Raw genomic sequence first — 11785 nt, 5'->3', positions numbered from 1 at the left:
GTGTTTTTGAGGTTAGGGATTATGGACAATAAAAAACCACTTCGCGTTGGTATCATTGCAGGGGAGTTGTCTGGTGATACTTTAGGTGAAGGTTTTATCAAAGCCGTTAAACAACAGTATCCAGACGCAGAGTTCGTCGGGATTGGTGGCCCGAAAATGATCGCTCAGGGCTGTGAGTCTCTGTTTGATATGGAAGAGCTCGCAGTTATGGGGCTCGTGGAAGTGCTAGGCAGGCTCTCTCGTTTACTGAAAGTCAAAGCGGAGTTAGTTCGCTATTTCACCGAAAACCCACCGGATGTCTTTGTCGGCATTGATGCTCCAGACTTTAACCTGCGCCTTGAACTTGACCTAAAAAAAGCGGGAATCAAAACCGTGCATTATGTCAGCCCCTCTGTTTGGGCATGGCGTCAGAAACGTATTTTTAAGATCGAAGCGGCCACCAATTTAGTGCTGGCTTTTCTGCCATTTGAAAAAGCGTTTTATGATCACTATCAGGTACCATGCGAATTTATAGGCCATACTTTAGCCGATGCGATTCCTATGGAGTCTCCAAAAGCACCAGCCCGTGAGCTACTCGGTCTTGAGCAGAATAAAAAGTGGCTTGCCGTCCTACCGGGGAGTCGTGGTAGTGAGTTAAAAATGCTTGCTGGTCCCTTTATTGAAACATGTCGACGCTTGCACCAGAAACATCCAGATTTAGGTTTTGTTGTCGCGTTGGTCAACCAAAAACGCCGTGAGCAATTTGAGCAAAGTTGGCAAGAACTGGCTCCCGAATTAGATTTCAAATTGGTCAATGATACTGCCCGAAATGTGATCACTGCATCTGATGCGGTAATGCTGGCATCGGGTACAGTAGCATTGGAGTGTATGTTGATTAAGCGACCAATGGTGGTTGGGTACCGGGTGAATGCTGTGACTGCGTTTATTGCTCGCCAAATGCTCAAGACGAAATACGTTTCTTTACCCAATATTTTGGCTGATCAAGAACTGGTCAAAGAGTTGTTGCAAGAAGACTGCACGCCTGAAAAACTAGAGAGCGAAGTTGAAAAACTACTCGGCGATCAAGGGCAGTGCATGATCGAGAAGTTTACAGAAATGCATCACTGGATTCGAAAAGATGCAGATAAACAAGCTGCCAGTGCTGTATTGAAGTTGATAGGTAAATAGTCATCATGACAAAAGAAAAAAAAGAACTGCCACCATTTGAATACCCTCAAGGGTATCGATTGATTGCCGGTGTGGATGAAGTAGGGCGTGGCCCACTGGTCGGTGATGTGGTGACTGCGGCCGTTATCTTGGATCCCAGTAATCCCATCGAAGGTCTCAATGACTCGAAAAAATTAACCGAGAAGAAGAGGCTTGCATTGCTGCCAGAGATTAAAGAGAAAGCACTCGCTTGGTCTGTTGGGCGCTGCTCTGCGGAGGAAATTGATCAGCTCAATATTCTCCAAGCAACCATGGTCGCGATGCAACGAGCGATTGAAGGGCTGGATGTGAAACCGGACTTTGCACTCATCGATGGAAATCGCGTACCTCAGCTCAATATCGATGCTCAGGCAGTGGTTAAAGGTGATATGCGCGTTGCAGAGATCAGTGCCGCCTCGATTGTTGCTAAAGTGGTGCGAGATCAAGAGATGGAAGAACTCGACAAGCTTCATCCTCAATTTGGTTTTGCAAAGCACAAAGGCTATCCAACCAAAGCCCATTTTGAGGCCATTGAGCAACACGGTGTGATTGAACAGCATCGTAAGAGCTTCAAGCCAGTCAAAAAAGCGTTGGGTTTAGATTAGAAACCCTCACTGACTGGGGTATATCTAAGATTTTATATCACGTAAAATACCCCAGTAATCTCTCCGAATAAGCAAAACTGCGGAATCATTGATGTCAGATCCTAAATTTATTCACCTAAAAGTTCACAGTGACTTTTCCATGGTCGATGGCCTATCGAAAGTGCCTCCTTTGGTTAAGAAAGTGGCTGAAATGGGAATGCCAGCTATGGCATTAACTGATTTCACCAACTTATGTGGTTTGGTGAAGTTTTATGGAACAGCTCATGGATGTGGCGTGAAGCCAATTATTGGAGCTGATTTTGCGATGCAGTCAGAAGAGTTTGGTGAAGAGCTGACTAAACTCACTGTTCTGGCAGCAGACAATGAGGGGTATAAAAACTTAACCTTGCTGATCTCCAAAGCGTATCTACGTGGTCATGTTCAGCATCAACCTGTCATCGATAAACAATGGCTAGCTGAGCTATCGGCAGGGCTTATTGTTCTATCAGGGGCAAAAAGTGGAGAGATTGGTAAAGCGTTACTGAAGGGGAACCATAAAGTTGCTCAAAACTGCGCTGATTTTTATCATCAACACTTTGCCGACCGATTTTTCCTAGAACTGACGCGTACCGGGCGAGCAGATGAAGAAACTTATCTTCACTTTGCCTTGGACTTTGCAGAGAAAGAGCAACTGCCTGTTGTTGCCACTAACGACGTCGTGATTCTAGATGAAACGACGTTCGAGGCACATGAGATTCGTGTGGCAATTCATGATGGTTACACGCTAGAAGATCCTCGCCGCCCTAAAAACTACAGTGCTCAGCAATATTTACGTAGCGAAGAAGAGATGTGCGAGCTGTTCGCCGATATCCCTGAAGCGCTGGAAAATAGTGTTGAAATTGCTAAGCGTTGTAATGTGACCGTACGTTTGGGCGAGTACTTCTTGCCTGCATTCCCGACAGAGGGAATGGAGGAAACCGAATTTCTGGTCAAAAAGTCAGAGGAAGGCCTTGAAGAACGCTTGGAATTTCTGTTTCCCGACGAAGAAGAGCGAGCGAAGCGACGTCCTGAGTACGATGAGCGTCTAAAAGTCGAATTGGAAGTTATCAATAATATGGGCTTCCCAGGCTACTTCCTGATCGTAATGGAGTTCATTCAGTGGTCGAAGGATAATGATATTCCTGTTGGGCCTGGGCGTGGTTCGGGTGCTGGTTCGTTGGTAGCTTATGCGTTGCAAATTACCGACCTTGACCCGCTGGAATACGATCTGCTCTTCGAGCGATTCCTCAACCCAGAACGTGTCTCCATGCCCGACTTCGATGTCGATTTCTGTATGGACAAGCGTGACCAAGTAATTGACCACGTTGCAGAAATGTATGGCCGTGATGCGGTTTCCCAGATCATCACTTTCGGTACTATGGCGGCGAAAGCGGTAATCCGCGACGTAGGACGTGTACTAGGCCATCCGTTTGGTTTCGTTGATCGTATTTCAAAGCTGGTACCGCCTGATCCGGGAATGACTTTGGAAAAGGCATTCAAAGCAGAACCAGCGCTACCTGAATTGTACGAAGCTGACGAAGAGGTGAAAGAGCTTATCGATATGTGTCGCATCCTTGAAGGGTGTACACGTAACGCCGGTAAGCACGCGGGTGGTGTAGTCATTTCACCCACCACCATTACTGATTTCGCGCCGATTTATGCTGACTCGGAAGGTCACTTCCCGGTTACTCAGTTCGATAAGAACGATGTAGAAACTGCTGGTCTGGTCAAGTTTGACTTCTTAGGTCTACGTACTCTAACCATCATCGACTGGGCTCTTGGTTTGATTAATCCACGTCTTGAGCGTGAAGGCAAAGATCCCGTTCGCATCGAATCGATTCCACTGGATGATGCGGCATCATTCCGTTTGCTACAAAACTCGGAAACCACCGCTGTATTCCAGCTTGAATCGCGCGGCATGAAAGAGTTGATCAAACGCCTGCAACCGGACTGTTTTGAAGATATCATCGCATTAGTGGCACTGTTCCGCCCGGGTCCGTTGCAATCGGGCATGGTAGATAACTTTATCGACCGTAAGCATGGTCGAGAAGCAATCTCATACCCAGATGAAAAGTGGCAACATGAATCGCTAAAAGAAATCCTCGATCCGACTTACGGCATTATCCTCTATCAGGAGCAGGTAATGCAGATCGCACAGGTATTGTCTGGCTACACCCTTGGTGGCGCGGACATGCTTCGTCGTGCGATGGGTAAGAAAAAACCGGAAGAAATGGCCAAGCAGCGTGCGACCTTCGAAGATGGTGCGATAAAGAACGGCGTCGACGGCGAGTTGGCGATGAAAATCTTCGACTTGGTAGAAAAGTTTGCTGGCTACGGTTTCAATAAGTCACACTCAGCCGCTTATGCACTGGTGTCTTACCAAACGCTGTGGCTGAAGATGCATTACCCAGCCGAGTTCATGGCAGCAGTAATGACCGCCGATATGGACAACACCGAAAAAGTGGTCGGCCTAGTAGATGAATGTTTCCGTATGAAGCTCAAGGTACTTCCGCCGGATATCAACGCTGGCTTATACCGTTTTAACGTCGATGAAAATGGTGCGATCGTCTACGGTATTGGGGCGATTAAGGGAGTTGGTGAAGGCCCGATTGAAGCCATTCTACAAGCGCGCAACAAAGATGGTCACTTTAAAGACTTGTTCGATTTCTGTGCTCGTATTGACCTTAAGAAAGTGAACAAGCGTGTGATAGAGAAGCTTATTTACGCAGGCGCTCTTGACCGACTTGGCCCTCACCGCGCAGCGATGATGGCATCACTTAATGATGCAGTAAAAGCCGCCAGCCAATACCATCAAGCGGAAGCGTTTGGCCAAAGTGACCTGTTTGGTGTTCTGACTGAAGCACCAGAAGAAGTTGAACACAAATATACCAAGGTACCTGCTTGGCCAGAAAAAGTTTGGCTGGAAGGAGAACGTGATACACTTGGCTTATATTTGACCGGACACCCAATAAATGCCTACATAAAGGAACTTGGTAAGTACACCAGTTGTCGACTAAAAGATGCGACACCAACAAGACGTGATCAGAGTGTCACGGTTGCTGGTCTGGTTATTGCGGCTCGAGTGATGACAACCAAGCGTGGTACTCGTATCGGTATCATGACCTTGGATGACCGTAGTGGTCGTATGGAAGTTATGTTGTTCTCCGATGCGCTTGAACGCTACGCTGAATTGCTCGAACAAGACAAAATTTTGGTCGTTTCTGGACAGGTCAGCTTTGATGATTTCAATGGTGGTCTTAAAATGTCCGCGCGCGAGGTTATGGATCTCGGCACGGCGCGTGAAAAATACGCCCGTGGCTTATCGGTGTCCATTGAACAATCTCAAATTGATGATCAATTTTTTGAGCGCTTTAGTAAGATACTAGAGCCTTACAAGGCAGGAACGGTTCCTGTCCATATATATTACCAACGCAGCGACGCGCGAGCGCGCTTAACGTTAGGTACCGAATGGCGTGTGACGCCTAGTGACGAATTAATAGACAATTTGAAACAACTGCTTGGTACGAGCCAGGTAGAACTCGAATTTAACTAAGTTCGGCAGTCGAATGCCGAATCAGAAAGGATCTATAGATGAGCCTGAACTTTTTAGAATTTGAAAAGCCTATCGCAGAACTTGAAGCTAAGATTGAAGCACTTCGTAGTGTTTCTCGTCACGGTGGTGACTCTGGCGTTGATCTGGACAAAGAGATCGAACAGTTAGAAAAGAAAAGCTTAGAATTAAAGAAAAAAACCTTCAGCGATCTGGGAGCATGGGAAACAGCTCAGATGGCTCGTCACCCACTGCGCCCATACACACTAGATTACATTGAGCATGTCTTTACAGAGTTCGAAGAGTTAGCAGGGGATCGTGCTTACGCAGATGACAAAGCGATTGTTGGTGGTATGGCTCGTCTTGATGGTCGTCCAGTAATGATCATTGGCCATCAGAAAGGTCGTGAAACGAAAGAGAAAGTGAAACGTAACTTTGGTATGCCAAAGCCGGAAGGTTACCGTAAAGCGCTTCGCTTAATGGAAACGGCTGAGCGCTTCAACATGCCAATCATAACTTTCATTGATACTGCAGGTGCGTATCCAGGAGTTGGTGCTGAAGAACGCGGCCAATCTGAAGCTATCGCGAAAAATCTGAAAGTAATGGCAGGTCTTAAAGTGCCAGTTATTTGTAACGTGGTAGGTGAAGGTGGTTCTGGTGGTGCACTGGCGATTGGTGTAGGTGACTACGTGAACATGCTGCAATACTCGACTTATTCTGTTATCTCACCTGAAGGCTGTGCTTCAATCCTTTGGCGCGATTCAGATAAAGCACCACAAGCTGCGGAAGCGATGGGACTGATTGCTCCACGTTTGAAAGAGCTGGAACTTATCGATGAAATCATCGAAGAACCTCTAGGCGGAGCACATCGTGATCACATCCAAATGGCGGCAAATATGAAAGCGACTTTGGTCAAGCAACTAGATGAGCTGCAACATTTTGACAACGATGCTCTGCTTGAACGCCGTTACCAGCGTTTAATGAGCTACGGTTACTGTTAATCATGCAAGATTAAAAACAAAGGCTGAACTTAGGTTCAGCCTTTTTTGTTATGAGTGGTAAACTAACAGCATTGAAATCTCTCTTCTTTGTGTATGAATTTATATCAGATATTTTCTTCTGTCATTGACCAACACAGGCTGCCTAGCGGTAAGTTAGTGCTAGCTTTGAGTGGTGGTCTGGATTCTAGAGTCCTGCTGTCACTAATGGCGAGATACTGCCGTGAGCATCAGCAAGAGGGACTAGTAGTACACGTCCATCATGGTTTAAGCAGTCATGCTGACGATTGGGCCAAGCAGTGTCAGCAATGGTGCTCAGAAGATGGTATTCCTTTTAACCTCGAAAGAGTGACGCTGGAAAAAAACGGAAAAAGCATTGAAGAAAGCGCACGAGAGGCTCGTTATCAGGCTCTAAGTCAGTATGTTTCCAAGGGCGATTTACTACTGACAGGGCAGCATAGCGACGACCAATTCGAGACATTCTTGCTCGCATTAAAACGTGGCAGTGGGCCTAAAGGGCTATCCGCTATGGCTCAGGCAATGCCTTTGAGTGAAGGGCTACTTGTTCGGCCATTGCTAGCAGTAAGTCGATCAGATGTAAAAGCCTATGCTGTAGCTGAGCAGTTGCAATGGGTTGAAGATGAAAGTAACCAAGACATAAGATTTGATCGCAACTTTATTCGTCATCAGGTGACGCCTGTCATTACGCAGCGTTGGCCACATTTCTCTAAGGCTGTGCAACGCAGCGCCGAATTGTGTGCTGAGCAAGAGCAACTTCTTGATCAATTATTGGTTGAGCGCTTAGCACAGGTGTTACATCAAGACGGCAGCCTATGGATTGAGCCTTTACAGAATATGACCCTATTGATGCGCGTTCGGCTGCTCAGGATGTGGCTCGACCATCATCAGGTACGCATGCCGAGCCGCGAGCAACTGAAAAAGATGTGGCAGGAAGTGGCGATCAGCCGTCAAGATGCCAATCCTGAACTGTCTATAGCAGGAGGCCAAATCCGCCGCTTTGAACGGCGCTTGTACCTGGTTGAACAGTGGCGAGAGCTGTCTGGCTGGCAGCGGAGTGTCGCTATCGGTACAAGGCTGAACTTGCCAGATTTATTGGGTACCTTATTACTCCAGCCTAGTCATCATGGGCAGCTTTCACTAGCTAAACTTGAAACTGGGCCATTATCCGTTACGTTTGAGCCTCAAGGTTTGAGCGCGAAGCCTACTGATCGCAACCATAGCCGAAAATTGAAAAAATTGTTTCAGGAATATGGAGTGCCAAGTTGGTTGCGGCGCCGTGTACCCATTTTACTGTGTGGAGATCGGGTTGCTGCTGTCGCCGATGTCTTTATTGATCATCGCTTTGCAGGCCAAGACTGTGAACTTGTCTGGGACAAACCTGCCCCATTTGTGTCAAAATTGTATACATAAAAACACACAAATAAAGTGGAATTAATAAGGAAGAGCAATGAAAAAAATCGCGATTGGAATAGTGGTTGTAATGAGTTGGTTTGCTGGGCAAGCAATGGCTGCCGGCGATGTTGCAGCCGGAAAAACAAAAGCGGCGGTATGTGCAGCGTGTCACGGTGCAGATGGTGTCGCTGTTATTCCTGGTTACCCGAACCTAAAAGGCCAAAATGAACAGTACATCGTGACGTCAATTAATGCCTATAAAAACAAAGAGCGCAATGGTGGATTAGCTGCTGTTATGCAGGCACAAGCTGCGATGCTGAGTGACGCGGATATTGCTAATTTAGCGGCCTACTACGCGAGTCTAAAGTAAGGCATCGGCAATAGTGTTTAGCCCGAGTATAATAAGCTCGGGCTTTTTATTGCCTTTTTATCATGGGATAATGAGACAAATTGCTGAAGTTTAAGGGATGAACATGAAAAAAATCGAAGCCATTATTAAGCCATTTAAATTGGATGACGTTCGTGAAGCATTGGCGGAAGTCGGTATCACTGGCATGACGGTTTCTGAAGTGAAAGGCTTTGGTCGCCAAAAAGGGCATACGGAACTGTACCGTGGTGCAGAGTACATGGTGGATTTCTTACCTAAGGTGAAGCTTGAGATTGTTGTGACAGACGATGTGGCAGAGCAATGTGTTGATACCATTGTCGAAACGGCCCAAACCGGTAAAATAGGTGACGGCAAAATCTTTATCACAGATATTGAGCGTATTGTCCGTATTCGTACTGGTGAAGAAGACGAAGACGCAATCTAACCCGATTTTCTTAGAAGAGCCGCAAGGCTCTTTTTTCTTCATGGTAGTATCAAGTGAAAAAAAAGCGCCTGTTGATCTTACCTATTGTTGTTATCGCCGTCGTGGTTGGAGGTTTCCAACTAACGTTTTCTCTTCCTGATCAGCCTCAACTATCGACTATTTCTCCGTCAGGGGAAGATGTGTCATTGCGTTGTGTACATGCAGCTAACGTGGAGTCCATTGACAACAATGGTGATATAAATCTGCTAGTTTGGAATATTTATAAGCAAAATCGCGACAATTGGTCGCAAGAACTGACCAAATATTCTGAAGATAAACAGCTGGTTTTACTGCAGGAAGCCAGTATGACCGCTGAACTAAAGGAGTGGATAAAACAGCCGTTTTGGTTTGGTAACCAAGTGGACGCGTTTAAAGCGTTTGAACGCAGTGCTGGCGTACTGAATTTATCTAAGTCTCTGCCCAAACTCGCTTGCGCTTACACTGAACTGGAACCATGGTTGCGCTTACCTAAATCTGCTATTTATGCGACTTATCCCTTGTCTGACGGTGAGTTATTGGCGGTGGTTAATATCCATGCGGTGAACTTTACCTATGGTACAGACGAGTACCAAAGGCAGCTTGGTGCGCTGGTCGCCGAGCTAAATAAGCATTCAGGTCCGATTATCGTCGCCGGTGATTTTAATAGTTGGAGTGCAGACAGAATGGCGGTAATGAAGAGTGCACTGGACAAGCTTGGTGTGCAAGAAGTGAGCTATCACCCTGATAATCGTACTCAATTTATAACCGGATTACCGCTCGATCATGTTTTTTATCGTGGGTTAGTCCTGATAAAAGCAGAGGCGCCGGAATCCGACGCCTCTGACCATAATCCTCTTGAAGTCATGTTTCGTTTAGCTGATAACGATATATAGCGCCCAGATAATGTAATACGCTATCCAAGGGAGCGCTGAAATTGCTAACGCTTGACCACGTTCGAACTCCGTCCAAGTTCCGACAGCTGCATAGCCTAAAGCGATATACCAAGGCAAGAGCAGTGGGAATGAGCTCGCAAATTGCGACCACTCATTGGTCAGAGGCAGTTTTAGGAGACCATTGAGACTATTGAGATCGGCCGCATACACCATGACCTGACCATGCTTGAGCAGCAGACTGACGTAACTTGCTAGATCGCCAATGATCGCTGGAAATACGACAACAGTGCTTGCAGCAAACCAGCGCCAGAAGCCGTGTTGATGTTGGCTGGGTTTCGTCGCTAAATTGAACCAGAACGCCAACATCACAATGGTGAGAGTCCTGCCTATCACGTCACTGATGATCTCACTTGCCATCAAAGTGTTTGCCTCAAGGAGCGCCAATTGCTTCGGATTGGTCTGGGCGAGTTGAGTGGACAAGCCCTGCTTCAGCCATTCAAAATCTACAATATCAAAGTAGGCGCCCCAAAAGAGAAATGGGGATAACATTAACACGATGTAGGTTTGCCAGCCCCAAGCTCCACGTTGGTATAGTGCGAGGAAGCATGCACTGGGTGAACGAAATACATCAACTAGCATCACGAGAGGGTTTGTGGAAGGCGTCATACACTTACCTTAGTTACATCGACATAGAGTTTGAGCTTCTGACCTGGCTGTAGGTATTTCTTTTTGCTTAGCCCGTTCCATTTGACGATATCTTGGGATTTCACTTTAAATTTGTTGGCGATAGCGCTGATGGTGTCACCAGCCTTTACGTTATAGAAAACGGTACGGATAATGGCGCCTTCAGAGCTGTTTTTCCAGATCACCAGCTTTTGTCCAACGCGAAGTGTATCTCTTGGCCCCATGCCATTCCACTTTGCAAGAGATTGGTGAGAGACCTTGTTGGCTCGTGCAATACTCCATAAACTATCACCTGAGCGTACAGTATGAGTGAGCTTATATTGTCCACGAGACTTAGCCTGAGTTTTTGCCAGTCGGTTGGTTGCGCTGAGTGTATAAGCTCGATCATCTTTAGTGGATGTTGGGATCATCAAGTGTTGTCCGACACGGATGTTGTATCCACTCAGGTTGTTAGCGCTCTGAATGACTTTCGTTGTCGTGTTATACCGATTGGCTAATGCGCTCAAGTTGTCACCCGATTTAACCTTATAGCGAACCACCTTCATCCCTTTTCCCCGATTTTCAGAGACTTTGGCTTTGAAAACATCAATCTTTGCAACGGGCAGTAAAAGCTGATGTGGGCCATCTGGTGCGGTTGCCCATTGGTTGTAGGCGGGGTTTAGGCTTTGCAGCTGTTTGACGCTGATGCCGGCGTAGTTTGCTGCAATGGCTAAGTCTAGTTGTTCTTTAGGATCAACAAGCTCGACAACAGGCTGGTTGGCAATCGGTGGGATATCAATACCATATTTGTCTTTATTTGCAATGATATCAGCCAATGCGAGTAGTTTTGGTACATAACCACTGGTCTCTTTTGGAAGATCAAGAGAGAAAAAATCGGTTGGTTTACCCAATCTCGTATTTTTGTTTATCGCGCTAGAGACACGACCACCGCCACTGTTGTAGGCAGCAATTGCATGATTCCAGTTGCCTTCGAATCGTTTATTTAGAGCGCTTAGGTAATCGAGCGCTGCGTCTGTAGACGAGGCGACGTCACGTCGGCCGTCATACCAGAAGTTTTGCGTTAAACCGTAATATTTTCCTGTGCCGGGAACAAACTGCCATAGTCCAGCTGCGCTGCCATGAGAGTATGCAAAGGCATCAAAAGAGCTTTCAACGATAGGTAGAAGTGCAAGCTCTAGCGGTAGGCCACGTTGCTCAATCTTTTCTGTGATCAGGTAAAGGAATGGCTGGGCACGTTCGGAAACCGTTTTAAGATGGTTAGGGTGTTTAAGATACCAAGTGCGGTAGTAATCGACCATCTTATCGTCAGGAATCGGGAAATCCAACTGCATTGCGATACGTTGCCAGACATCATCCTGAGATTGGGGTGTCATGATTGGTTTATAGGATTCCGACGATTGTGAAGTTTTGTCACCAGGCATACTTGACGCTACTGCTGGTGAGTTATTGGTCTCCGTAGAGGCGGATTGATCGCTCTCTGTCTGCTGGGTAAGCTGACATCCTGTTAGTAGTAGTGCTAATACCCAGCTGTGTTTTACTCGCATTTCACAGCCCTTTTTCTATTTGGCTGCTGATAATACTTGTCTAAATATGGGGGTGACAAGTTGCA

At 46.6% G+C, this 11785-nt stretch carries 10 protein-coding genes; 8 read left to right on the top strand and 2 right to left on the bottom strand.

The window, feature by feature from the left end; all coding sequences use genetic code 11:
• Positions 1–21: 21 nt before the first annotated feature.
• The 8 genes from lpxB to OH455_RS15530 all read left to right on the top strand — a co-directional run bounded on the left by lpxB (position 22) and on the right by OH455_RS15530 (position 9492).
• Positions 22–1167 carry a lipid-A-disaccharide synthase gene (gene lpxB / locus OH455_RS15565; RefSeq protein WP_269982021.1) on the top strand — a complete coding sequence of 382 codons (1146 nt, stop codon included), beginning with the start codon at positions 22–24 and terminating at the stop codon, positions 1165–1167.
• A gap of 2 nt (positions 1168–1169) precedes the next feature.
• Positions 1170–1790: a ribonuclease HII gene (rnhB, locus tag OH455_RS15560; protein ID WP_269982029.1), complete on the top strand. Its 621-nt coding sequence runs from the start codon at positions 1170–1172 to the stop codon at positions 1788–1790.
• 91 nt (positions 1791–1881) lie between these two features.
• The gene (dnaE, locus tag OH455_RS15555; RefSeq protein WP_269982020.1) at positions 1882–5361 is read left to right on the top strand and encodes a DNA polymerase III subunit alpha; all 3480 of its coding nucleotides are present in this window, start codon (positions 1882–1884) and stop codon (positions 5359–5361) included.
• 38 nt (positions 5362–5399) lie between these two features.
• Positions 5400–6359 carry an acetyl-CoA carboxylase carboxyl transferase subunit alpha gene (gene accA / locus OH455_RS15550; RefSeq protein WP_206368280.1) on the top strand — a complete coding sequence of 320 codons (960 nt, stop codon included), beginning with the start codon at positions 5400–5402 and terminating at the stop codon, positions 6357–6359.
• 93 nt (positions 6360–6452) lie between these two features.
• Complete coding sequence (tilS, locus tag OH455_RS15545; protein ID WP_269982019.1) at positions 6453–7787, top strand: tRNA lysidine(34) synthetase TilS; 1335 nt, start codon at positions 6453–6455, stop codon at positions 7785–7787.
• Between the two features lie 37 nt (positions 7788–7824).
• A complete protein-coding gene (locus OH455_RS15540) occupies positions 7825–8139 on the top strand; it encodes a c-type cytochrome (RefSeq protein ID WP_269982018.1) in 315 nt (104 codons plus the stop codon).
• A 103-nt stretch (positions 8140–8242) separates the two neighbouring features.
• Positions 8243–8581 (top strand): nitrogen regulatory protein P-II, encoded by a 339-nt coding sequence (gene glnB / locus OH455_RS15535; RefSeq protein ID WP_006957894.1) that lies wholly within the window; start codon positions 8243–8245, stop codon positions 8579–8581.
• A gap of 53 nt (positions 8582–8634) precedes the next feature.
• Complete coding sequence (locus tag OH455_RS15530) at positions 8635–9492, top strand: endonuclease/exonuclease/phosphatase family protein (protein ID WP_269982017.1); 858 nt, start codon at positions 8635–8637, stop codon at positions 9490–9492.
• On the opposite strand, the gene OH455_RS15525 is transcribed toward OH455_RS15530, so the two are convergent.
• Both OH455_RS15525 and OH455_RS15520 read right to left on the bottom strand, forming a co-directional pair.
• On the bottom strand, positions 9472–10158 hold the full coding sequence (locus OH455_RS15525) for a YIP1 family protein (RefSeq protein ID WP_269982016.1): 687 nt from the start codon (positions 10156–10158) through the stop codon (positions 9472–9474). The genes OH455_RS15530 and OH455_RS15525 overlap by 21 nt on opposite strands.
• Positions 10155–11720: a lytic transglycosylase gene (locus OH455_RS15520; protein ID WP_269982015.1), complete on the bottom strand. Its 1566-nt coding sequence runs from the start codon at positions 11718–11720 to the stop codon at positions 10155–10157. Before OH455_RS15520 ends, OH455_RS15525 begins: the two co-directional genes overlap by 4 nt.
• Between the last annotated feature and the right edge of the window lie 65 nt (positions 11721–11785).

Source organism: Vibrio sp. T11.5, assembly GCF_027587155.1.
GTDB classification, from domain to species: domain Bacteria; phylum Pseudomonadota; class Gammaproteobacteria; order Enterobacterales; family Vibrionaceae; genus Vibrio; species Vibrio neptunius.
Note: the sequence above shows the minus strand (reverse complement) of the source record. Positions and strands in the feature narration are given on the sequence as shown.

Coding starts and splice junctions, on each gene's coding strand:
- lpxB (WP_269982021.1), top strand. CDS start 22: ATGGACAATAAAAAACCACTTCGCGTTGGTATCATTGCAGGGGAGTTG.
- tilS (WP_269982019.1), top strand. CDS start 6,453: ATGAATTTATATCAGATATTTTCTTCTGTCATTGACCAACACAGGCTG.
- glnB (WP_006957894.1), top strand. CDS start 8,243: ATGAAAAAAATCGAAGCCATTATTAAGCCATTTAAATTGGATGACGTT.
- dnaE (WP_269982020.1), top strand. CDS start 1,882: ATGTCAGATCCTAAATTTATTCACCTAAAAGTTCACAGTGACTTTTCC.
- OH455_RS15525 (WP_269982016.1), bottom strand. CDS start 10,158: ATGACGCCTTCCACAAACCCTCTCGTGATGCTAGTTGATGTATTTCGT.
- accA (WP_206368280.1), top strand. CDS start 5,400: ATGAGCCTGAACTTTTTAGAATTTGAAAAGCCTATCGCAGAACTTGAA.
- OH455_RS15540 (WP_269982018.1), top strand. CDS start 7,825: ATGAAAAAAATCGCGATTGGAATAGTGGTTGTAATGAGTTGGTTTGCT.
- OH455_RS15520 (WP_269982015.1), bottom strand. CDS start 11,720: ATGCGAGTAAAACACAGCTGGGTATTAGCACTACTACTAACAGGATGT.